Origin of the sequence: Streptomyces malaysiensis subsp. samsunensis, assembly GCF_024519315.1 — a bacterium.
GTDB classification, from domain to species: Bacteria; Actinomycetota; Actinomycetes; order Streptomycetales; family Streptomycetaceae; genus Streptomyces; species Streptomyces malaysiensis.
In genome coordinates, this window is the sequence record NZ_JANIIC010000037.1 from 37,442 (window position 1) to 58,846 (window position 21,405).

At 72.2% G+C, this 21,405-nt stretch carries 21 protein-coding genes; 8 read left to right on the forward strand and 13 right to left on the reverse strand.

From position 1 onward, the window contains the following. Positions 1-43 precede the first annotated feature (43 nt). Complete coding sequence (locus tag NQU54_RS28400; protein WP_257633558.1) at positions 44-1,033, reverse strand: DUF8842 C-terminal domain-containing protein; 990 nt, start codon at positions 1,031-1,033, stop codon at positions 44-46. A gap of 271 nt (positions 1,034-1,304) precedes the next feature. Here NQU54_RS28400 and NQU54_RS28405 point away from each other — a divergent pair, with 271 nt between their 5' ends. The 3 genes from NQU54_RS28405 (at position 1,305) to NQU54_RS28415 (ending at position 4,505) form a co-directional block, all read left to right on the forward strand. Further along, positions 1,305-2,543: a glycosyltransferase family 4 protein gene (locus NQU54_RS28405; RefSeq protein ID WP_079257123.1), complete on the forward strand. Its 1,239-nt coding sequence runs from the start codon at positions 1,305-1,307 to the stop codon at positions 2,541-2,543. 41 nt (positions 2,544-2,584) lie between these two features. Beyond that, positions 2,585-3,445 carry a hypothetical protein gene (locus NQU54_RS28410; RefSeq protein ID WP_257633607.1) on the forward strand — a complete coding sequence of 287 codons (861 nt, stop codon included), beginning with the start codon at positions 2,585-2,587 and terminating at the stop codon, positions 3,443-3,445. 100 nt (positions 3,446-3,545) lie between these two features. Continuing rightward, a complete protein-coding gene (locus NQU54_RS28415) occupies positions 3,546-4,505 on the forward strand; it encodes a helix-turn-helix transcriptional regulator (protein WP_257633559.1) in 960 nt (319 codons plus the stop codon). On the opposite strand, the gene ctaD is transcribed toward NQU54_RS28415, so the two are convergent. The 9 genes from ctaD to NQU54_RS28460 form a co-directional block, all read right to left on the reverse strand. Beyond that, positions 4,474-6,183: an aa3-type cytochrome oxidase subunit I gene (gene ctaD, locus NQU54_RS28420; RefSeq protein ID WP_257633560.1), complete on the reverse strand. Its 1,710-nt coding sequence runs from the start codon at positions 6,181-6,183 to the stop codon at positions 4,474-4,476. The genes NQU54_RS28415 and ctaD overlap by 32 nt on opposite strands. Positions 6,184-6,260: 77 nt before the next feature. Beyond that, positions 6,261-6,539, reverse strand: coding sequence for a gas vesicle protein K (locus NQU54_RS28425; protein WP_069868791.1), 279 nt, complete (start codon positions 6,537-6,539; stop codon positions 6,261-6,263). Next, positions 6,536-6,739 (reverse strand): gas vesicle protein, encoded by a 204-nt coding sequence (locus tag NQU54_RS28430; protein WP_069868793.1) that lies wholly within the window; start codon positions 6,737-6,739, stop codon positions 6,536-6,538. The genes NQU54_RS28425 and NQU54_RS28430 overlap by 4 nt, the downstream gene beginning before the upstream one ends. After that, a complete protein-coding gene (locus NQU54_RS28435) occupies positions 6,736-7,662 on the reverse strand; it encodes a GvpL/GvpF family gas vesicle protein (RefSeq protein WP_257633561.1) in 927 nt (308 codons plus the stop codon). Before NQU54_RS28435 ends, NQU54_RS28430 begins: the two co-directional genes overlap by 4 nt. Further along, positions 7,659-8,024: a gas vesicle protein gene (locus NQU54_RS28440; RefSeq protein WP_257633608.1), complete on the reverse strand. Its 366-nt coding sequence runs from the start codon at positions 8,022-8,024 to the stop codon at positions 7,659-7,661. Before NQU54_RS28440 ends, NQU54_RS28435 begins: the two co-directional genes overlap by 4 nt. Positions 8,025-8,080: 56 nt before the next feature. Continuing rightward, entirely contained in the window at positions 8,081-8,281 is a 201-nt protein-coding gene (locus tag NQU54_RS28445; protein WP_257633562.1) for a gas vesicle protein GvpG, read from the reverse strand. Between the two features lie 5 nt (positions 8,282-8,286). Continuing rightward, positions 8,287-9,006: a GvpL/GvpF family gas vesicle protein gene (locus NQU54_RS28450; protein ID WP_257633563.1), complete on the reverse strand. Its 720-nt coding sequence runs from the start codon at positions 9,004-9,006 to the stop codon at positions 8,287-8,289. After that, the gene (locus NQU54_RS28455) at positions 9,003-9,455 is read right to left on the reverse strand and encodes a gas vesicle structural protein GvpA (RefSeq protein WP_069868801.1); all 453 of its coding nucleotides are present in this window, start codon (positions 9,453-9,455) and stop codon (positions 9,003-9,005) included. The genes NQU54_RS28450 and NQU54_RS28455 overlap by 4 nt, the downstream gene beginning before the upstream one ends. Positions 9,456-9,521: 66 nt before the next feature. Next, positions 9,522-9,824 (reverse strand): gas vesicle protein GvpO, encoded by a 303-nt coding sequence (locus NQU54_RS28460; RefSeq protein WP_257633564.1) that lies wholly within the window; start codon positions 9,822-9,824, stop codon positions 9,522-9,524. Positions 9,825-10,220: 396 nt separating this feature from the next. Here NQU54_RS28460 and NQU54_RS28465 point away from each other — a divergent pair, with 396 nt between their 5' ends. Then, positions 10,221-10,436 carry an I78 family peptidase inhibitor gene (locus tag NQU54_RS28465; RefSeq protein ID WP_069868803.1) on the forward strand — a complete coding sequence of 72 codons (216 nt, stop codon included), beginning with the start codon at positions 10,221-10,223 and terminating at the stop codon, positions 10,434-10,436. Positions 10,437-10,574: 138 nt separating this feature from the next. On the opposite strand, the gene NQU54_RS28470 is transcribed toward NQU54_RS28465, so the two are convergent. Next, complete coding sequence (locus tag NQU54_RS28470) at positions 10,575-11,609, reverse strand: phosphatase PAP2 family protein (RefSeq protein WP_257633565.1); 1,035 nt, start codon at positions 11,607-11,609, stop codon at positions 10,575-10,577. Positions 11,610-11,912: 303 nt separating this feature from the next. Beyond that, positions 11,913-13,100 carry a hypothetical protein gene (locus tag NQU54_RS28475; RefSeq protein WP_257633566.1) on the reverse strand — a complete coding sequence of 396 codons (1,188 nt, stop codon included), beginning with the start codon at positions 13,098-13,100 and terminating at the stop codon, positions 11,913-11,915. 448 nt (positions 13,101-13,548) lie between these two features. On the opposite strand from NQU54_RS28475, the gene NQU54_RS28480 reads away from it, so the two are divergent. Beyond that, positions 13,549-15,327 carry an MFS transporter gene (locus tag NQU54_RS28480; RefSeq protein WP_257633567.1) on the forward strand — a complete coding sequence of 593 codons (1,779 nt, stop codon included), beginning with the start codon at positions 13,549-13,551 and terminating at the stop codon, positions 15,325-15,327. Positions 15,328-15,648: 321 nt separating this feature from the next. Further along, positions 15,649-16,836 carry an acyl-CoA dehydrogenase family protein gene (locus tag NQU54_RS28485; RefSeq protein ID WP_069868809.1) on the forward strand — a complete coding sequence of 396 codons (1,188 nt, stop codon included), beginning with the start codon at positions 15,649-15,651 and terminating at the stop codon, positions 16,834-16,836. A 10-nt stretch (positions 16,837-16,846) separates the two neighbouring features. Here NQU54_RS28485 and NQU54_RS28490 read toward each other — a convergent pair whose 3' ends face one another. Continuing rightward, positions 16,847-17,278, reverse strand: coding sequence for a cell division protein SepF (locus NQU54_RS28490; RefSeq protein ID WP_257633568.1), 432 nt, complete (start codon positions 17,276-17,278; stop codon positions 16,847-16,849). A 234-nt stretch (positions 17,279-17,512) separates the two neighbouring features. Between NQU54_RS28490 and NQU54_RS28495 the strand changes: the two genes are divergently transcribed. Continuing rightward, complete coding sequence (locus tag NQU54_RS28495; RefSeq protein ID WP_167504246.1) at positions 17,513-18,718, forward strand: DUF5685 family protein; 1,206 nt, start codon at positions 17,513-17,515, stop codon at positions 18,716-18,718. Positions 18,719-19,399: 681 nt separating this feature from the next. Then, complete coding sequence (locus NQU54_RS28500) at positions 19,400-21,283, forward strand: FAD/NAD(P)-binding protein (protein ID WP_257633569.1); 1,884 nt, start codon at positions 19,400-19,402, stop codon at positions 21,281-21,283. Positions 21,284-21,405 lie beyond the last annotated feature (122 nt).

The window sequence follows — 21,405 nt, forward strand, 5'->3', positions numbered from 1 at the left end:
GTGAGGTCCGGAGGAAGCTCCGGGACGGCGGGGGCCATGGCGGTCATGTGCCCGCGAGCGGCATCGACGCGCCGACCAGGGCGCCGCGCGCGGCGGCCCGGTCCAGCGCCGCGCGCAGCTGGTCCTCGCGCGGCTGGGTGCCGATCGTGCCCGCGGCCGCCGCGTAGATCAGCACCCGCTGGGAGCGGCCGAGGGCGCTCCGCCAGCCCTCGCTGAGCGGCATCGGGCTGTGCGCCTGCCACCAGGCCACCGGGCGGCCGCCACCGGGTCCCGGCATCAGCACCGCGTGCAGCCGCCCCATGGCCAGCAGCACCGACCAGCCGGGGTTGGGCGCGGGCGGCCGGCCCAGATCGACCACCGGGGCGAACCCCTGCTCGCTGAGGAGCTGGAGGAATTCATCGCCGTGCCCGGCCGAACCGGGGCGGATGATCGGCGCGGTCGGCTCCACCACCAGCGCCGGGCACGCCTCCTGACCCACCAGCACCACCCCGCTGGTCACCCCGAGCACCGCCTGCTGGGCCGCCGGTGCGTGGCCGGACGGCACGGAGGTGTGCGAGGCGACGCCGGGCGATGCGGGCGCCACGGGCGATGGGGCCAGGACGGGGGAGGGGGCCGACCCGGTCGGTGCGGCCGGGCCGGGGAAGTGGGACACCGCGGCATGCGGCATGGAGTCGTAGGGCGCGGAGGCGTGCGGTACGGACGGCACCGACGCCGTGGACGGTGCGTGCGGCGCCTCGGCGGCCGACGGCGCGCTGTCCTCACCCGTGATGGACCGCACCGCACCGCGCAACTCGTCTTCCGAGACCGGGACGACCTGGGAGGGCACACAGGTGGCGTGCGCGAAGGCCAGCACCGCCGTCTCCTGCCCCACGAAGAGCACGGTGCTGGTCCGCTCCTGCTCGGTGTTGCCGGGGGTGCGGCAGGACGTGCAGTCGTAAGCGCCCGGGGCGTTGTCCCCGGCGAGCAGCCGGTCGGCTTCTTCGTCGCCGATCTCGGCACGTACGTCATCGCTGACGTCGAGCATGCGCGGCACGGGTGGCTCCTCGGTCTCGGTGGGCGAGCCGGGCGGTCCCCGGCTCATACGTAGACAACGGGCCATGCGGGGCGGGGGTCACGCGCCCCCGGCCGCCCCGGGGTCTGATGCGCGGTCGGGCCGGAAAGTTCCCCCGACTCCCTACCGATTTCACATCTGTTGGAGCACAAGAAGGTGATGAAACCCAACCCTGTGCCACTTTTCGGTGTCTTACACCGTGGTAGGCGGACGACACACTCGTCTGCGGGGAAGCAGTGGGATACGGGGCCGGATGCACATCTCTTTCCTTATTCACAACGCGTACGGGATCGGCGGGACGATCCGGACCACGTACAACCTGGCCCGCACCCTGGGGGAGCAGCACGATGTCGAGATCGTGTCGGTCTTCCGCCACCGCGACCAGCCGATCTTCGACCCCGGCCCGCAGGTGCGGCTCAGCCATCTCGTGGACCTCCGCAGGAACAGCCCGTCCTACGACGGCGCCGACCCGGACCACAGCCGCCCGGCGAAGGTCTTCCCCGCGACCGAGGGCCGCTACAAGCAGTACAGCGCCCTGACCGACCGCCGTATCGCCGACCATCTCCGCCGGCTGGAGGCCGATATCGTTGTCGGAACCCGCCCCGGGCTCAATGTCCACATCGCCCGGGAGGCCCGCCGGGGTCCGGTACGGGTCGGCCAGGAGCATCTGACGCTCAGCACCCACTCCAAGGGGCTGAAGCGGGCCCTGCGCGCCGTCTACCCCCGGCTGGACGCGGTGACCACCGTGACCGAGGCCGACGCCCGTACCTACCGCGACCAGATGCGGCTGCCCGGCGTACGGGTCGAGGCGGTCCCCAACAGCGTGCCCGCATCCGGTCTCGAACCCGCCGACGGCACCGGGAAATGGGTGGTCGCGGCCGGCCGGCTGGCCCCGGTCAAACGTTACGACCTGCTGATACGCGCCTTCGCGAAGGTCAGCGCGGCCCGCCCCGACTGGCGGCTGCGGATCTACGGCGGCGGGGCCCAGCACGCCAAGCTGCGCGCCCTCATCGATCAGCTGGGCCTCTACAACCACGTCTTCCTGATGGGCCCGGCCAATCCGCTCGACCCCGAGTGGGCCAAGGGCTCCATCGCCGCCGTCACCTCCAGCCTGGAGTCCTTCGGCATGACCATCGTGGAGGCGATGCGCTGCGGCCTCCCCGTGGTGTCCACCGACTGCCCGCACGGACCCGCGGAGATCATCGACAACGGGGTGGACGGCCGTCTCGTGCCCACCGGCGACACCGACGCCATCGCCGCCGCGCTGCTCGACCTCATCAACGACGACGAGCTGCGCCAGCAGATGGGGCAGGCGGCGCTGAAGGATTCGGCCCGCTTCGACCCCTCCCGGGTGGCCGGGCGTTACGAGACGCTCTTCTCCGGTCTGATCGCCCGCAGCGGACTGCGAGGCTCCCTGCACCGCGCCCGCGGCTCCCTGGTCAGCGGCGCGTTCGCCACCAAGGACTCTCTGCGGAAGGTGCGTGTCGCATGAGTGCAACGGCCCAGGCAGCGCAGCACGTCGAGGAGGACGGAATGAGTGAGGCCGCCGAGGTCGCCCCCGCCCGCGCCGACTGCGTGGCGGACTCCGCCGGTGGGCTCACCTTCCATATCGCCGACTGGGCCCGGCCGGGGCCGGGCAGCTACGACGACTGGAGCGGTGCGCTGGTGCTGCGCCGCCGGGGCGCGGCGGACGCCCCCGACGGGGAGGTGCGGCTGCCGCTGGGCCCCACCGCGGACGGCCGGCTCCAGGCCGCCCTGCCCAGCAACGTCGCCCTGCCCGAGGGCCGCTGGGACGTCCATGTGGCCTACCGGGACGCCGAGCCTCAGCGGCTCGCCCCGGGCCTGAACGATCTGCGCTCGCTCGTCGACCGCCGCCCGGGGCCGAGCACCTCCCCGCTGTCCGTCCGCATTCCCTACGCCACCAAACACGGCAATCTCTCGCTGCGCAGCTGGCGGCGGGCGCCGCACGCCGAGGCCGGGGAGATCCGGCTGGAGGACGACACGATGGCCGTGCGGGGGCGGCTCTACCGCGTGGCGTACCCGTCCGAGTGGCTGGCCGAGGCGGTTATCGAGGCCCGCTGCCGCAGGGGCGACGCCCCGGTGCGTACGGCAGCGCTGGAGGTGGACGGCTCGGACTTCTCCTTCGAGCTCCCCTTCGCCGAGCTCGCGCGGAGCTGGGACGGCGGCGCGGACGCCTGGGACCTGTGGCTGCGCCCGGCGGACGAGGCCATGCCCCCGGCGCGGCTGGCCCGGATCCTGGACGATGTGGCGGACAAGAAGGAGATCTTCACCTATCCGCCGCGCACGGTGGCCGGTCCGCACGGGGAGGCACAGGCCCGGCCGTACTACACCCGGGACAACGACCTGGCGGTCCGGATCGAGGCGCCCGCCTGATCCCAGGAGAGTCCGGGCTGGGGGATCCCAGGATCTCGGGCGGGCCCCGGGAGGGGGTTGAGGACGAAGGCTGTCCTCGACCGGTGGCAGACTCGGCCGCATGCTGGAGACCTCGGCCCGACTGCTCCGCCTGCTCTCCCTGTTGCAGGCCCACCGCGAATGGTCCGGCGCGGATCTCGCCGACCGGCTCGGGGTCACCCCGCGCACCGTGCGCCGCGATGTCGACCGGCTGCGCGAGCTCGGCTACCCGGTGCACTCCACACCGGGCACCGGCGGTGGCTATCAGCTGGGCGCGGGCGCCCAACTGCCGCCGCTGCTGCTCGACGACGAGGAGGCGGTGGCGGTCGCGGTGCGGCTGCGCCAGGCCGCGGGCGGCGGGGTCGAGGGCATCGAGGAGACCTCGGTACGGGCCCTGGCCAAGCTGGAGCAGGTGCTGCCGGACCGGCTGCGCCGCCGGGTGGGCGCGCTGACCGCCTTCACCGTGCCGCTGTCCGGCTGGAGCCCCGGCCCCGGGGCGGACCCCGGGGTGCTGACCGAGCTGGCCGCCGCCTGCCGGGACTGCCATCGGCTGCGCTTCGAGTACCGCGACCACGGCGGTGCGGTCACCCGCCGCACCGCCGAACCGCACCGGCTGGTCGCCGCGCAGCGCCGCTGGTACCTCGTCGCCTGGGACGTCGACCGCGCCGACTGGCGTACGTACCGGGCCGACCGGATCACCCCGACCCCGCCGCACGGCCCCCGCTTCACCCCGCGCCGCCCGCCCGCCGACGACATCGCCGCCTATGTGGCCCGGGGCATCACCACCACCGTCTACGCCCAGCGGGCCACCGTGCTGCTGCGGGTGCCCGCCGAGCGGGCGGCCGAGCGGTTCCCGCCCTCGGTGGGGGTGCTGGAGGCCGTCGACGAGCACAGCTGTCTGCTGCGCACCGGCGCCCACGGCCCCGATGTGCTGGTGCTCCATATCGTGCTGAGCGGCTTCGACTTCGAGGTGCGCGAGCCGGTGGAGCTGAACGACCGCATCCGGGAGATCAGGGACCGCCTGGACCGGGCCCTGGGCTGAGCGGGCCCGGCGGCCCGAGCCGCTGGTCCCTCTGCCGCTCCAGGCGCGCCACCTCGGGGTGGTTCAGATCGAAGGCGGGCGATTCGGAGCGGATCCGGGGGAGCGCGGTGAAGTTCTGCCGGGGCGGCGGACAGGAGGTCACCCACTCCAGTGAGCGGCCGAACCCCCAGGGGTCGTCGACCTCCACCTTCTTCCCGTACCTGGCCGTCTTCCAGACGTTGTAGAGGAACGGCAGGGTCGACAGGCCCAGCAGGAAGGCGCCGATCGTGGAGACGGTGTTGAGCGCGGTGAAGCCGTCCGCCGCCAGATAGTCGGCGTAGCGGCGCGGCATCCCCTCCACCCCCAGCCAGTGCTGCACCAGGAAGGTGGTGTGGAAGCCGGTGAACAGCGTCCAGAAGTGGATCCGGGCCAGCCGCTCGTCCAGCAGCTTCCCGGTGAACTTCGGCCACCAGAAGTAGAACCCCGCGAACATCGCGAAGACGACCGTGCCGAAGACCACGTAGTGGAAGTGGGCCACGACGAAGTAGGTGTCCGTGACATGGAAGTCCATCGGCGGTGAGGCCAGGATGACGCCGGTGAGCCCGCCGAAGAGGAAGCTCACCAGGAAGCCGACCGCCCACAGCATCGGCGCCTCCAGGGACACCGAGCCGCCCAGCATGGTGCCGATCCAGTTGAAGAACTTCACCCCGGTCGGCACCGCGATCAGAAACGACGTCAGGGAGAAGAAGGGCAGCAGAACCGCTCCGGTGGCGAACATGTGATGGGCCCAGACCACCATCGACAGTCCGGTGATGGCCATGGTCGCGCCGATCAGCGTCACATAGCCGAAGATCGGCTTGCGTGAGAAGACCGGGATGATCTCGGTGACGATGCCGAAGAACGGCAGCGCGATGATGTAGACCTCGGGATGGCCGAAGAACCAGAAGAGGTGCTGCCACAGCAGCGGGCCGCCGTACCGGGCGTCGAAGACCACCGCCCCGAACCGCCGGTCCGCCTCCAGCGCCAGCAGCGCCGCCGCCAGCACCGGGAACGCCATCAGGATCATGATCGAGGTGAAGAGGGTGTTCCAGGTGAAGATCGGCATCCGGAACATCGTCATGCCCGGCGCGCGCATCGCCATGATGGTGGTCAGGAAGTTCACCGCGCCCAGGATCGTCCCGAAGCCCGCCAGCGCCAGCCCCATGATCCACAGATCGGCGCCGATACCGGGGGAGCGGATCGCGCTGTTGAGCGGCGCGTAGGCGGTCCAGCCGAAGTCCGCGGTGCCCCCGGGCACCATCAGACCGGCCAGCACCATCAGCCCGCCGAACAGATACAGCCAGTACGACAGCATGTTGAGGCGCGGGAAGGCCACATCGGGCGCGCCGATCTGGAGCGGCATGATCTCGTTGGCGAACCCCGCGAAGGCCGGGGTCGCGAACAGCAGCAGCATGATCGTGCCATGCAGGGTGAACGCCTGGTTGAACTCCTCCTGCGAGACGATCTGGAGGCCCGGACGTGCCAGCTCGGCGCGCATCACCATCGCCAGCACACCGCCGACCAGGAAGAAGCCGAACGACGAGATCAGATACAGATGCCCGATCTTCTTGTGGTCGGTGGTGGTGAGCCAGTCCGTGAGCACACTGCCCTGTCGTGTCACCGGTGCCGGACCGGCGGCCCGCGCGGTGCCTGTCGCCATCGGGACTCCTCCGTGTCTGGGCAGATATCGCCATGATCGCCCGATGGATGCCGCGATCGGCGGAGCGGCCCTGAGCGTCACTCCCTCGGGGGCAGCAGCGGACCGAGTGGCCCAAGGTCCAGATTGAGATCCGAGGGCGCGATGCCGTAGCGCTCGCAGAGCGTGCCCATCCGGTCCTCCAGCAGCATCAGCGTCAGCCCGATCCGCTCCTCCTGGTCCTCCGTCAGATCGCCCTGGTCCACCCGGCGCAGCGCCTGCCGCTCCATGAGCTGGCGCAGCAGCTCCACGACGGTCAGCACCAGCTTCATCAGATCGCGTTCGACGGTGTCCTGGTCCAGCTCCAGCTCGCGGCTCACGGTTCCTCCCAGGGGGACGGCACATTGGCGTTGACCGAGCTGATGAGCGCGCGCAGATCGATACGGACCAGATCGACATCGGCGATCCGCAGGGTCAGATCACCCGTGATCACCACGCCGCCCGCGAGCAGCCGGTCCAGCAGGTCCACCAGGGCGATTTGCTGATGGGCCAAAGGGGCGTCCGGGAGCGCCGCAGTCATCGGTCCGCCCCGGCGCTCCCGGTCTGGTGCGGGGCGGTGGTCTCGTCCGGGGCGGTGGTCTCGTCCGCGGCGGTGGTCTGGTCCGGGTCGGTGAAGGAGTACGGCGCCCAGGGGCCGGTCAGCTCCACCCGCAGTCCGGGCGTCCGCCCGGCCAGTTCACCGACCCGTTCGGCGAAGCCGGCGCTGTCCTCGCGCCGCACCAGATACGCGGCGTTCAGCACATTGCGGTCGGACACCCCCGACAGCCGGGGGTCCTGCGGCGGATGCAGCCGGGCCCGCTCGGCAAGCCCGCTGAGGGTGTGGTGCACCAGCCGCGCATCCTCCTCCGTATCGCCCCAGCGCCGCTCCGCCGCCTGCCGCTGTGCCTTGCGGCGGCGCAGATAGTCGCGGCCGGACATGGCGCCCGGGGCACCCGGGGCACCCGGGGCGCCCGGGGCGCCCGGGGCGTTCGGGGAATCCGGGCCGTTCGCGGCCCCGGCGGGCGGCTCCTGGGGAGGGGGCGGCGCGGCATACGCCTTGACGCCCCATTCGACCCGGCCCTCCAGCCGGTCCAGCGCCGAGGCGAACCGATCCCGCCCGGTGGCGAGCATCCGCCGCAGCCCCTCCTCGCCCTGGCAGACGGTGGCCAGCCGGACCGGTATGACACAGGACTCGGCGCCCGCGGTGTCGACCACCCGCTGATGGGCGCGGGCCATGTCCTCCAGCCACGCCATGTCCTCCAGTCGCTTCCGCAGCGGGCCCTCGTCGAAATCCTCGGCCGGTACGGCGCCCGCCAGTACGGCGAGCCCCAGATGGCGCACGGCGCGCACCGGTTCGCCCGCGACTCCGCGCACCCCTTCCAGGGCGGTGAGGGCGTCCAGGGCGGCCTCCGGCGTACCGGTGTCGCGCACGACCGCGTAGGCGTACCGCAGTCCCTCGGTCATTCGGTGGCCTCCCTGTTCTCCCCACGGGGCACCTCGGTGTTCCCCCGGCCGGTGACCTGGTCGTTCTCCTGGCTGGTCACCTGGGCGTTCGCCCGGCCGGTCACCTCGGACCTGGCGCGTGACGAGAGCGACGGGTCGTGCTCCCACCAGTCGATGCCCATCTCCTTCGCCTTGTCGACCGAGGCCACGATCAGCCGCAGCTTGATCGTGAGAAGTTCGATGTCGAGCAGGTTGATGCGGATATCGCCCGCGATGACCACGCCCTTGTCGAGCACCCGCTCCAGGATGTCGGCGAGGTTGGCCCCGCCCTCGCTTCGGGAGGCCGGTCCGTACGGCCCCGAGGAGCCGAGCGACGACGCCAACGACGACGCCGGTGAGCCATAGCCGCCGGCCGTCGGGGCCGCACCGCCCCGGGTGGTCACAGAGTCCCGTTCGCCCACTGGCGCGCCTCCTCCAACCGGTCGAGCAGCGCGTCCTCCTGCCGCTCGAACTCGTTCTCGTCGATCACGCCCTGGTCGAGTCGGCTCTCCAGCTCGGCCAGGGCGCGCTGGATATTGGCCGGGTCGTAGTACTCGCGCTCCGCGGCGGCGACGACCTGCTTCAGCACCCAGACGATCATCAGCGTCAGGATTCGACGAAGCTGTACGGCGGCAGCGGACCGTTGATCCGCAGCTTCAGCCAGGGGTGGGCCCGTTCCACCTCGGCGGCCGCCGTCAGCAGCGGTTCGGCGGCGTCCTTGTCGAGCAGCAGGGACAGGCTCAGGAACCAGCCGCCGCTCTCCGGGCCGGGCCGCACCTCCTCGGCGGCCGGGGCCAGCGCCTCCTCCACCAGCTTGGCGTCCCGCACCTCGCGGGCCCGCACCGCGCCCGCCATCAGCTCGCCGAAGCGCACCCGCTCCTCGTAGGTGCCGCCGCCCGCCGCGCGGTTGGCCTCCGCCGTCATCCGCAGCTCCGGCTCCTCGGCGAGCACTTGGTGGAGCACCGCGTCCTCGTCGTGTACGGCCTTGACGTTGTACTCCACCCGGTCGGCCAGTCGGCGCAGTTGATCCTCATAGCGGTCGGCTTGCGCGGCCAGCACGACGCGGACGTCGTCGTCGCTGGAGGAGACGCTGCCGAAGCGCATCGGCAGCACCGCACGGGAGTCGCTCACCTCGGCCAGCACATGCTGATGGGCGAGCAGATCGCGGCGCCGGGGCTTGAGCTCGGGCGGGCAGTCGCTGACGATCGCGGCCAGCTCGCCCTCGTTCAGCGCCCGGACCGGCAGCGGGGGGTCGCCGATGCCCAGCAGCCGATCGCCCAGGTCCGGGACCTCACCGCGCGCGATGCCGTAGACATACGTGGTCATGCGGACTCCTCGGACTTCCTCGGCGCCGCTTTACGGGCCGGACGCCGACGGCGCGGCTCCTCCTCCGCTTCCTCCTCCGAGGGCCTGATCGCGTCGGCCACGGTCTGGGCGGCCTTGGAAACGGTGTCCCCGGCGCCGGAGAGGGCGCCCTTGGTCTTGGACCGCGCTCCGTTCTCGGTGATGCCCTCGACCACCTCGGGCAGGCCGGGGGACTTGTTCCGGCCCGCCTCGAGATCGAGCCGGTTGCACGCCTCGGCGAACCGCAGATAGGTGTCGACGCTCGCCACCACGATCCGGACGTCGATCTTGAGTATCTCGATGCCGACCAGGGAGACGCGGATGAACGCGTCGATCACGAGCCCCCGGTCGAGAATGAGTTCCAGGACGTCGTACAGGCCGCTGGTGCCGCCCCCGCCCCTGGATTGCTGTGCCGGGACAACAGTGGTCATGTCGGGTGTGTCCCTCTCCTGTCCGGTGGGCGTCTCCTGTCCGGTGGGCGTCCGGCCCCGCCGCCGTCAGCGGCGGTCGCTCCGGCCGCGCTCATAGCGATGGAGGCGGCGGTAGCCGGTGAGCAGGCCGTCCGGGTCGAGAGTCACCTCGTACAGGCCCATCAGGCTCATCGTGTCCGGCACCCGGGCCAGCTCCACCACCTCGGCCTCCAGCACCCACCCCGCGTCGGTCCGCTCCAGACGGGGCAGGGACTCGGGGTGCCGGCCGGTCAGCTCGACGAGCTGTTCACGGGCGGCGCGCAGAATCGCCGACGGGCTCTGACCGCCGGCCGCCGTCTTCTTGGGGGTCTCATCGGATCTGTTGGTCATGTTGGCTCCGGTGGCGGCGGGTACCGCGTCCGGGTGGGCGTAAACCTCGGGCTTCGACCCCGGCGATTTGTGGTGGAATTGTGCGCTCCGGAGGGGGCCGGGAGGTGCTTTTCCGGTCGCCGTGTGAATTGTTCGAGAGTTACCGCCGGTGTGCCCGCCGCCCATACCCCGGCCGGTCCATTGGCGCGGGGATATCGACGGAAACTCGCAATCATCTTCGAGCCGTCAACACAAGCCCCGGAAGAGTGATGAAGCCGTCCACAAACCCGGGCGTGTTTTCTGTGACACAAGTGTGACGAATGGCGGCCATGAGAGGCATGAGAGCGCGGCGGTCCCATGGCGTTCCATGGCCACTCTGGGTTTGCCACGCGTGGGGAGCCGCCTACGGTGGCTCTCATGGGACCTGTACCGAACCTTCCGGCCGAACCCGACGACGACCTCGACAGCTATGTGGGCCTCGACGCCCACACCGCCGAGGAGCGGGCGCGCGCACGCGGCTGGAGCACCGTACGGACGCTTCCACCGGGCGCGATCATCACGATGGAGTACCTGCGGGGGCGGATCGACTTCGAGGTGGACGAGGGCACCGTGAAGCGCTGCTGGCGCGGCTGACCCACCTCGTTCGCGCCGGTACGCGCCAGTTCGGACACGACCGCGGCCCCGGACGCTCGGCGGGAGCGTCCGGGGCCGCGGTGTGAGCGGTCCGCGCGGGGGAGGGGGTGCGTACCGCCCCGCGGTCCGCTGGGCGGCTCAGCCGCCCGTGGCCGTCCGGCCGCGGGCCGCGCCGGACTGGCCGAAAGGCGTCGTGGCGCGCGGCACCCGGTCGGGGTGCGGCGGCCGGCGGCTGCCGACCGGGGTGACCGGGGTGCGCTCGGAGCGCACCGTGTGCTGACGGACCGGGTGATGGGGCCGGGCGTCGGAGCCACGGCTGGTGGCACCGACGGGCCGGACCACGGCCACGGTCTCGCGGGTGGGCAGCTCGTCGTCGCGGGCGGCGCGCGGGGTGGCCAGCGGGCTCCCGGCGACCGGCCGCCCGGAGGGCACCGGCACGGGTGCCCGGCCCGCGCGCACCCGGCGCCACAGGGCCAGCATCAGCACCTCGGCACGGGCCATGGCCGGCTCCAGCCACGGCAGCGCCAGCAGCACCAGCACCCCGGCGGCCCAGCCCAGCACCACATCGCTCAGCCAGTGGGTGCCGAGGTAGACGGTGGTCATGCCGACCCCGAAGGCGAAGCCCGCGGCGATCAGCGAGGCGACCCTGCGGGCCAGCGGGGTGGTCGCCAGATAGGCCAGAACACCCCAGGTGACCACGGCGTTCGCGGTGTGACCCGAAGGAAATATATCGCCCGTGCGCCACATCTCATTGGATCCGACGGTGGTCGCGTAGTGCGGACCGAGCCGGCCGAAGCCGATCTTCACCGCGCCCACGGTGGCGTTCAGCAGCAGCAGGGACGTGCCCAGCACCAGCAGCGGGCGCAGGGTGCGCTGCCGGTAGCAGCACCACCCCAGCCAGGCGGCGACGGCCACGGCGGTGGGGCCGCGCTGACCCATGACCACGAAGTAATCCAGGAAGGTGTGGAACTCCGGCCACTGTTTGTAGGGCCGGAACAGCATGACCTGCCAGTCGAGCTTCACCAGCCATGACGTGGTGAGCACGCCGATCACGGTCGCCGCGTAGACCGCCAGCGTGGTCCCGAGAAGCCAGAAGCGTGTTCGGGTCATGCGCGGTCGCGCGAGATCGGGCCTTCGCTCCTCGGTCGCGGGGAGCTTGTCTTCGGTACGCACCTAATCGACGTTACATTGCGTGACAGGTGGGTTCAGTCGATCAGGTCGCTTTGTGATGACGATGTGATGTGGAGTACGTCTCGTCCGTGCCTTTTGGCCGTGCCCTTTCCGGGGAATGCGCGAGCCTCCGTAACTTTTCCGCTACCACCCTTCCAATGGGCGTGTCTCAGGGCCTTTATGGAATTCTTACAGGGCGTGTTTATCGCCTATTAGCCAAAGCGTTCCCCCAAGTTTCCCCGGGTGTCGCCGGGCGGCCGGGGTGATCAACCGCGGGGCTCGGCCCGGCCGGTGGGGATGGCCGGATCATGGCGGTCCGCTGCCATGCAGCCAGAAGGCCCCGTACACCGCCGAGGCGAGCCCGGCCGACCCCAGGACCAGCGCGGTCCGCACCGGACGCAGCCGGGCCAGGGCGACCGCGATCGGCAGCAGCAGTGGGAAGGCGGGTGTCAGCAGCCGGGGTTTCGAGCCGAAGTACCCCTTCGCGGCAAGCGCCAGGACGAGCACCGCCCCGCCGTAGGCCAGCAGCGGCAGCGGCTGGCGCTGACGTACACAGCGGACGGCGAGCCAGACCAGCGCCCCGACACCGAGCAGCAGCCCCAGCCCGCCCACGAAGGGCGGCTCGATCAGCAGTCCGCCGATGAAGCCCGCGAAGGCCAGACCGCCGTCGAAGCCGTTGCCCCAGCCGCTCTGCACATCGAAGTAGCCGGTGGCGCTTCCGGTCCGGAAGGCCACCCACACCACATAGCCAAGCCAGCCAAGCGGCGCCAGCACGACCCCCGCGAGCAGGCTCCGGTCGTGTCGCCACGCCTGGCGCCAGCGCCCGCCGGGCAGCAGCTCCATCGCGGACGCCACCCAGACCGCCGCGACCACCGCAGCCCCCACCGGCCGGGTGAGCCCCGCCAGCGCCGCGCACAGCCCCGCCCACAGCCACCGCCGGGTGAGCGCCGCGTAGACCCCCCACGCGGCCAGGGCCGTGAAGAGCGACTCCGAGTACGCCATCGACTGCACGATCCCGACCGGCAGCACCCCCCACAGCACGGCCAGTGTGAGCCCCACCCGGCGTCCGTGGAGCAGATCGCCGATCGCGAAGATCCCCCAGGCGGCGACCAGGGACATCGCCCCGCTCACCAGCAGACCGGCGTCGGCCGAGGCCAGCGGGGTCATGGCCGATATCGCTCGCTCCAGCGCGGGCAGCAGGGGGAAGAACGCCAGGTTGGAGTGGACCGCCCCGTCGGGCAGATGGAGCGTGTAGCCGTATCCCTCCTCGGCGATGCGGGTGTACCACAGCGAGTCCCAGCGCGCGGAGAGCAGCTGGTGCGGGCTCTTGTCCGCGAAGGCTCCCCAGATCGCGAGAACCACCAGCCCGAGCAGGCGCGTCCCCGCGTGGGCGAGCAATGCCGGGGCAGCCCGGCGCAGCGCGGAGCCGGCGGCGCGGCCCGGTCGGCCGTCGTCGCCGAGCGGCGCGGTGCCGGCCTGGGCGAGATCAGTCACGGCGACGATTATCAGGGATGGTCCGGGCCGCCCGCCGGGCCTGTGGACAACGGCCCGCGGAGACGCCGCGGAGGCTGTGGACAACGCCTCGCGGACAGCCCGCGGACAGTGCTCCCCGGACGCCTCGCGGACAGCGCCCCGTGGACAGCGCCCCGCGGACAACGGGGAGCGAACGGAAGACGGCCACCGGTGGGCCGTAGCGGGGCCGCGGAGGCGACGCAGGAGGGACGGCAGAGGTACGGAGGACAAAAGGTGAAGTGTGGAACGTACGCCTCCGTAACGATCCGCGGGGCGGTCCCAACATGACCTGCGGCACACGTCCCGCGCGCGGTCTCGCGTACCCTGACCTCTCACTCGCGCCTTCGCCACCGGGACCACCCGGGACGTCCCCACGACGTGACGCCCTCCGGCGGCGGACCGCGAGCGCAAGACCCAGGGAGGTGCGTACATGTCCGGGACGACCACGGCCGGCTCTCGGCGGACGGCGGGCGTTCCTCGGCAATGGCGCGGCACCGAGGCGAGCGGCGGGGCCAACCGCTGGGTCGTGCTCCTCGTGCTCTGCGTCAGCCTGCTGCTCGTGGCCGTGGACGCGACCGTGCTCCATGTCGCGGTCCCGGCCGTCACCGAGGATCTGCGCCCCGGCGCGATCGAGCTGCTGTGGATCGTGGATGTCTACCCACTGGTCTGCGCCTCGCTGCTGATCCTCTTCGGCACCCTCGGCGACCGGGTCGGCAGACGACGTGTCCTGCTGCTCGGCTACGGGCTCTTCGGCGCCGCCTCCGCGCTCGCCGCCTTCGCCGCCAACCCCCAGATCCTCATCGTGGCCCGTGCCCTGCTGGGCGTCGGCGGCGCGATGATCATGCCCGCGACGCTGTCGATCCTGCGCCAGGTCTTCCCGGACCGCCGGGAGCGGGCGATGGCCATCGGCATATGGAGCGCGGTCGCCGCCGTGGGCGCGGCGGTCGGCCCGCTGCTCGGCGGCTTCCTGGTGGAGAACTTCTGGTGGGGCTCGGTCTTCCTGGTGAACCTGCCCCTGATGGTCGTGGCGCTGCCCGTCGGCCGCTGGCTGCTGCCCGAGTCCACCGGCGACGGCGACGGGCCCTGGGACGTGCTGGGCGCGGTCATGGCCGCGTGCGGGCTGTTCTGCGTGGTCTTCGGCGTCAAGCGGATGGGCAGCGGCGCGGGGCTGCTGAACGCCGTGACCGCCGCCCCGGTGCTGTTCGGGGCGGTGCTGCTGGTGCTCTTCGTACGCCGCCAGCGCCGCCGTACGCATCCGCTGGTCGACCTCAAGCTGTTCTCCCGGCCCGCCTTCTCGATCTCCGTCGGCTGTATCGTGCTCGCCCTGCTGGCGCTCGTCGGCCTGGAGCTCATAGCCGCCCAGTACCTCCAGCTCGTGCTCGGGCTCACCCCGCTCGAGACGGGTCTGCGGCTGCTGCCGCTCACCTTCGCCGCCATGGCCGCCGGGCTCGTGGGGTCCCGGATGCTCCAGTGGCTCGGGCCACGCGTCATGGTCGCCGTCGGCTTCGCGCTCACCGCCCTCGCCGTTCTCTCGCTCACCGCCATGGGACTGTCCGACCGGCCCGCCGTGCTCGTCGGCGGCTTCATCGTCCTGGGCTTCGGCCTGGAGACCACGCTCTTCAGCGGGTACGAGTCCATGCTCAACGAGGCGTCCACCGGTTCGGCGGGCGGCGCCGCCGCCATCGGCGAGACCTCCTACCAGCTCGGCGCCGGTATCGGCATCGCCCTCCTCGGCAGCGTGATGAACGCCGCCTACAAGCCCGGCGTCTCCTCGGTGCCCGGCGTCCCCGCCTCGGCCAGCTCCGACGCGAGCCAGTCGCTGGGCGCGGCGTACAAGGTCTCCGACCGGCTCGGCGGCCACGCCGGGGAGGCCCTGCGCTCGGCCTCCCGCTCCGCCTTCGTCCACGGTCTGCATATCACGCTCGCGGTGAGCGCCGGTCTGCTGCTGCTCGGCGCGCTGGCCGCCCTGCGGCTGCCCAGGACCATGGAGTGCCCCGCCGGCGACGAGGAGCCCTCCCAGGGCCCGGACCAGGGCCAGCGGGAGCAGGAGCAGCGGGACCAGGGCCAGCGAGAGCAAGGCCGGCGGGACCAGGGCCGGCTGGAACAGGCCCAGCTGGAACGGGCCCAGCGGGAGCCGGGCCAGCGCGAGCAGGGCGGTACGGACGCCCCGGCCCGCCGCGACCGCGCCACCGTCGCCGCCGAGTCCTGACCGACCCTCCGAGTCCTGACCGGCCCCCCAAGGCTTGACCGACCCGCCCGAGCCCTGCTGCACGGCCCGCCTGAGCCCCACCCGGCCCCCCAGCCCTGCCCGAGTCCCGCCCCAGCCCTGCCCGAGTAACACAGGAGCGCGGCCCGAGTGCTGCCCGAGTCCTGGTGACCCGGTGTGAGCGGGGCTGGACGCCAGGGGTTACCCGGCCGTAGCGTCGGATCGACCGGGCTGATCACCCCGGCCGCCGGGCGGGAGGACGCGCCCCGGCGGCGGGTGGCCACCCGGCGAACCCGGACCCGCACCCACCGGAGGCCGCCGCCCATGTCCGCTGGCACCCTGCCGCCGTTCGACCCGCGCGACCCACTGGGGCTCGACGATCTCCTGGCCCCCGAGGACCTGGCCATCCGCGACACCATGCGGCAGTGGGCCGCCGACCGCGTGCTGCCGTACGTCGCCGACTGGTACGAGCGCGGCGAGGTGCCCGGCATCCGGGAGCTGGCCCGGGAGCTCGGCTCCCTCGGCGCGCTCGGGATGTCGCTCACCGGCTACGGCTGCGCGGGCGCCAGTCCGATCCAGTACGGGCTGGCCTGTCTGGAGCTGGAGGCCGCCGACTCCGGGATCCGCTCCCTGATGTCGGTGCAGGGTTCGCTGTCCATGTACGCCATCCACCGCTTCGGCTCCGAGGAGCAGAAGGAGCGGTGGCTGCCCCGGATGGCCTCCGGCGAGGTCATCGGCTGCTTCGGGCTGACCGAGCCCGACCACGGCTCCGATCCGGCCGGTATGCGCACCTACGCCAAGCGGGACGGCTCGGACTGGGTGCTCACCGGCCGCAAGATGTGGATCACCAATGGCTCGGTGGCCGGGGTCGCGGTGGTGTGGGCCCGCACCGACGAGGGCGTCCGCGGCTTCGTCGTCCCCACCGACGCGCCCGGTTTCTCGGCCTCCGACATCAAGCACAAGTGGTCGCTGCGCGCCTCGGTCACCAGTGAGCTGGTCCTGGACGAGGTGCGGCTGCCGGCCGACGCGGTGCTGCCGGAGGTCACCGGGTTGCGGGGGCCGCTGAGCTGTCTGGGCCACGCCCGCTACGGGATCGTCTGGGGCTCGATGGGGGCGGCCCGCTCCGCCTTCGAGGCGGCGCTGGACTACGCCCGCGAGCGCGAGCAGTTCGGCCGGCCGATCGGGGGCTTCCAGCTCACCCAGGCCAAGCTGGCCGATATGGCGCTGGAACTCCACAAGGGGATGCTGCTCGCCCACCATCTGGGGCGGCGTATGGAGGCGGGGCGGCTCCGTCCCGAGCAGGTCAGCTTCGGCAAGCTGAACAATGTGCGGGAGGCGATCGAGATCTGCCGTACGGCCCGGACGATTCTGGGGGCCAACGGCATCTCGCTGGAGTATCCGGTGATGCGCCACGCCACGAATCTGGAGTCCGTGCTCACCTATGAGGGCACCGTCGAAATGCACCAACTGGTGCTGGGCAAGGCGCTCACCGGAATCGACGCCTTCCGGTGAGCGGTGGACCCTAGCTCTGGTTGAAAAAGCCCGTGGCGTGGCCGGACTGACCGCTGACGATCTGGTAGTCCGACGGGGTGAGGAGGAAGACGCGGTTGGCCACGCGGTCGATCGAGCCTCTCAGCCCGAAGATCAGGCCGGCCATGAAATCCACCACACGCTTGGCGTCGGAGGACTCCATCGTCGTGAGATTGACGATGACCGGCACGCCCTCCCGGAACAGCTCGCCGATGCCGCGGGCGTCCCGGAATCCGTCCGGGGTGACCGTGGCGATCCGGGTGCCCTGGTCCCGCGCGGTCTGGTCGGCCACCCGCGCTCGCGGGTCGGTCATCCAGGAGCCGCCGGGCTCGGACCCCTCGGCGTAGTCGTCGTCGTAGTAGCGCTCGTCATCGCTGTCGTCGACGAGGCCAAGCCAGGCACTTGCCTTGCGTACCGATCCCATGGACGCCTCCTCTCCCTGATGGTGTGTACCGTCCGCCCCTCTATGGTCGTCCATGATGCGGATGGTCTGCCACGTGGATTGCGGCCGCACAGGGGATTCGTGACGTTACTGGTGCACAACGGCTGGCGCCATATCAGAGTTCCACCTGCTTAAGGGGGCTGACGGAGCGCTGGGTAGACTCCGCCGCTGCCGGACGGGTGACGTCGGGGACGTACGGGTGAACGGGGGATCGTGTTGTTTGGCATTATCCGGCCTTGTCGGCATCGGCTGTCGGAAAACCTGCGCACCGAGTGGATGGCGCATTTGTGCGGGCTGTGCCTCGCGTTGAGGGGGGACCACGGGCAGTTCGCCCGTGTCGCCACCAATTACGACGGCCTGGTGATATCGGTCCTGGTGGAGGCCCAGGCCGGGCGCTCGGACGGCTGGCGGCGCACCGCCGGGCCCTGTCCGCTGCGCGGGATGCGGACGGCGTCGGTCGCCCAGGGCGAGGGGGCGCGGCTCGCGGCCACCGTCTCGCTGGTGCTGGCCTCGGCGAAGGTACGGGACCATGTCGCGGACGGCGACGGGGCGTTGGCCCGTCGGCCGGTCGCCGCGGCCGCCCGCCGGGTGGCCGGGCGGTGGGACCGGGCGGGGGAGCGCGGCGGCGCGGCGCTCGGTTTTGATACCGCCCTGTTGCTCGACGCGGTCGGCCGGCAGGCCGAACTGGAGGCCCACGCGGGCCCCGGCACCTCACTGCTGGCCGTCACCGAGCCCACCGAGACCGCGACCGCCGCGGCCTTCGGGCACACCGCCGTCCTGGCCGGGCGGCCCGGCAACCGGGCCCCGCTGGAGGAGGCGGGCCGGCTCTTCGGACGGCTGGCGCATCTGCTGGACGCGGTGGAGGACCTGGCCGAGGACGCCGAGAGCGGCGCCTGGAACCCGATAGCGGCCACCGGAGCCGACCTCGCCGAGGTGCGCAGGCTGTGCGACGACGCGGTGCACGGGGTGCGGCTGGCGCTGAAGGACACCGAATTCGCGGGCGAGGGCTCCGGCCGGCTCGCCCATGTGCTGCTGGTCCATGAGCTCCGGCGCGCGGTCGACCGCGCCTTCGGCACCACCGGCTGTGCGCACACCGGCCAGGGCTCCACCACCCCGGAGTCCTCCTACGGGCCGCCGCAGTCGCCGTGGATCACCCCGGGAGGCCCCGGCGGCGCACCGCCGGAGCCGCCGCACGGCCGCCGCCGGGGGCTGCTCGCCGGCTGCCTGGTGTGGACCGGGCTCTGCTGCACCTGCCAGGTGTGCTGCCGGGACCCGTACCACGACCCGTGGTCCGGGCAGCCGCGTGAGGGCCTGTGCCATAAGTGCGATGACTGCTGCGACTGTTGTGACTGCTGTGGCAATTGCAGCGACTGCTGTAGCTGCGACTGCTGTGATGGTTGTGACTGCGGCTGCGACTGCTAGTTTCCCGGCGGATCGTGACGCCCGCGGCGGGCTGCTCCCCTCCCTGCTCCTTCCCACAACTGGGGCCTCGCCCCGGACCCAGGGCCGGGGCATCGATATGCGGCTTCGCCGCAGTCGCCCCTGGACCCCGGGGTCCAGGGGCGGAGCCCCTGCCACGCGGCGGAGCCGCACATGGATGCCGCGGGAAGGGGCGGGGAGGGGAAAGCATCGTGGTCCGCCGGACACTCTGTGGCCGGAAAATGCACTGAGGGGAGGGGTGGAGCACTGACGTGTGTGGGAAGGCCGGACGCGCGTGACGACGCGGATATGCGGTGGCCACACCGGAGCGAGGGACCGGCGGGCGGGCGAAGCCTCGAAACACTGGGTGAGGGGAATCCCCTACGGCAGCGGAGGCGGGCGGTCAGCCCGAACAGGACGCCGACCACACCCGACCGAAGTCGATGTGGTCGCGCGTGACCAGTCGCCGCCGTGAGTCCATGGGCCAAGTGGAGCAGCCTTCCGCTTCCGCGTCAACCACGGTGAGACGTGCTGTTCATAGTTCGGACAGCCTTGACAGCCCACGGTGTGGACACCTTAATCTCGGGCTCATGTCGAGCTGAGGGGCTCGTCTGCCGAGCTGAGGGGCTCGGCCGTGTGTGAGGGCCATGCGTGTGTTCGCTTCAGAACTCACGGAGCCCTCGCATGTCCGCGAATCCGGACCATCCGCCCCGCTCACCCGCCACGGTCGTCATCGTCGGCGCGGGTCCGCGTGCCACCGGTCTGATCGAGCGCATCGCCGCCAACGCCCCCGAACTGCACGGTGACGGCGCCCCGTTCGAGCTGCACCTGGTCGATCCGCATCCGCCAGGCGGCGGCCGTATCTGGCGCCCCGACCAGTCCCCGCTGCTGTGGATGAACTCCATGGCCGAGGACGTCACGATGTTCACCGACGCGTCGGTGGAGCGCGAAGGCCCCATATGCCCCGGCCCCTCCCTCGCCGAATGGGCCGGGCGGCTCCGCGAGGAAGGGCCGTCCCACGCCCTGCCGCCGGGACTCGCCGCCGAGGCCGCCGCCCTCACCGGGCGCAGCTTCGCCACCCGGCGCCTCCAGAGCGCCTATCTGGGCTGGGTGTACGAGCGGTCGGTGGCCGCCCTGCCGCCCGGAACCACCGTCCATGAGCACCGGGACCGTGCCGTTCGTGTCACCGGGCCGTACGACGGGCGCCAGCAGGTGTGGCTGGAGGGGCGCACCGCCCCGCTCACCGCCGACGCCGTGGTCCTGGCCCTCGGCCACCTCGACGCCGAACCCGATGCCGAGCAGCGGGCGCTCACCGCGTTCGCCGCCGAGCACGGACTGGTCCACCTCCCGCCGGAGTTCACCGCCGACAGCGATCTGAACGCGCTGCGCCCCGGCGAGCCGGTGCTCGTACGCGGTCTCGGTCTCGCCTTCGTCGATCTGATGGTGCTGCTCACCGAGGGGCGCGGCGGAGGCTATGAGCGCGGTCCGGACGGGGAGCTGGTCTACCGGCCCTCCGGGCGTGAGCCCGTGCTGTACGCCGGTTCGCGGCGCGGCGTTCCGTACCACGCCAAGATCGGCTACTCGCTGAGCGGTGAACGGCCCCCGGTGCCGCGCTTCTTCGGCCCCGCCCAGGTCGAGGAGTTGCTCTCGCGCCCCGGGCGGCCGGACTTCCGGCGCGACATCTGGCCGCTGATCGCCAAGGAGCTGGGCTTCGCCCACTACCACCGGCTGTTCACCGCCCATCCGGAGCGTACGGCCGGACCGTGGTCCGCGTTCGAGGAGAAGTACGCCGCCTGCCCGCCCGGCAGCCCCGAACTGGCCGCCCTGGTCGCCGCGGCCGTCCCCGACCCGGCCGACCGGCTCGACCTCGACGCCCTCGACCGCCCGCTGACCGGGCTGCGGTTCGATGATCACGAGGCCCTCCAGCAGGCGCTGCGCGGCCATATCGAGGCCGATCTGGCCCGCAGACACGACCCCGCGTACAGCCCCGACCTGGCCGTCTTCCTCGCCCTGCTCTCCGTCTACGGCCAGCTGATCCGGTTCGGCGACATCGGCGGCTGGTGGCACGGCTTCTTCAGCTTCCTCGCCTCCGGCCCGCCCGGCCCACGGCTCGAGCAGCTGCTCGCGCTCTCCCGCGCCGGAGTGGTCCGCTTCCTCGGCGCCGAGACGGCCGTGGCCGCCGATCCGCTGCGCGGGGTGTTCCGGGCGAGCTCCGCCAGTGTGCCCGGCCATGTCGTGGAGGCCCGTGCGCTGGTCGAGGCCCGGCTGCCGGAGCCGACCGTGGACCGCTCCCGCGACACCCTGCTGCGCTCCCTGCACCGCGACGGCGCCGCCGCCACCCCGGCCGGACTGCTCGCCGTCAGCCCCGCCGACGCCCGGATCCTGGACCGGGCCGGCCGCCCGCATCCGCGCCGTTTCGCGCTCGGCCCGCACACCGACGCCCGCGCCTCCGGCGCCTTCGCCCGGCCCGGTACCAACGCGCCCGCGTTCCGGCAGAACGACGCGACCGCGCGGGCCCTGCTGCGCTGTCTGCGCGACCTGTCCTGTCGCGCCTCGCTCACCGCCTGAGCGGCCCCCGCACAGCCGTCGGCCTGAGCGGCCCCCGCACAGCCGTCGGCCTGAGCGGCCCCCGCACAGCCGTCGGCCTGAGCGGCCCCCGCGCGGCCATCGGCCTGAGCGGCCCCGACACA

Coding starts and splice junctions, on each gene's coding strand:
- NQU54_RS28415 (WP_257633559.1), top strand. CDS start 3,546: ATGCTGGAGACCTCGGCCCGACTGCTCCGCCTGCTCTCCCTGTTGCAG.
- NQU54_RS28410 (WP_257633607.1), top strand. CDS start 2,585: ATGAGTGAGGCCGCCGAGGTCGCCCCCGCCCGCGCCGACTGCGTGGCG.
- NQU54_RS28430 (WP_069868793.1), bottom strand. CDS start 6,739: ATGACTGCGGCGCTCCCGGACGCCCCTTTGGCCCATCAGCAAATCGCC.
- NQU54_RS28480 (WP_257633567.1), top strand. CDS start 13,549: ATGTCCGGGACGACCACGGCCGGCTCTCGGCGGACGGCGGGCGTTCCT.
- NQU54_RS28460 (WP_257633564.1), bottom strand. CDS start 9,824: ATGACCAACAGATCCGATGAGACCCCCAAGAAGACGGCGGCCGGCGGT.
- NQU54_RS28435 (WP_257633561.1), bottom strand. CDS start 7,662: ATGACCGAGGGACTGCGGTACGCCTACGCGGTCGTGCGCGACACCGGT.
- NQU54_RS28485 (WP_069868809.1), top strand. CDS start 15,649: ATGTCCGCTGGCACCCTGCCGCCGTTCGACCCGCGCGACCCACTGGGG.
- NQU54_RS28455 (WP_069868801.1), bottom strand. CDS start 9,455: ATGACCACTGTTGTCCCGGCACAGCAATCCAGGGGCGGGGGCGGCACC.
- NQU54_RS28450 (WP_257633563.1), bottom strand. CDS start 9,006: ATGACCACGTATGTCTACGGCATCGCGCGCGGTGAGGTCCCGGACCTG.
- NQU54_RS28405 (WP_079257123.1), top strand. CDS start 1,305: ATGCACATCTCTTTCCTTATTCACAACGCGTACGGGATCGGCGGGACG.
- ctaD (WP_257633560.1), bottom strand. CDS start 6,183: ATGGCGACAGGCACCGCGCGGGCCGCCGGTCCGGCACCGGTGACACGA.
- NQU54_RS28500 (WP_257633569.1), top strand. CDS start 19,400: ATGTCCGCGAATCCGGACCATCCGCCCCGCTCACCCGCCACGGTCGTC.
- NQU54_RS28465 (WP_069868803.1), top strand. CDS start 10,221: ATGGGACCTGTACCGAACCTTCCGGCCGAACCCGACGACGACCTCGAC.
- NQU54_RS28490 (WP_257633568.1), bottom strand. CDS start 17,278: ATGGGATCGGTACGCAAGGCAAGTGCCTGGCTTGGCCTCGTCGACGAC.
- NQU54_RS28445 (WP_257633562.1), bottom strand. CDS start 8,281: ATGATCGTCTGGGTGCTGAAGCAGGTCGTCGCCGCCGCGGAGCGCGAG.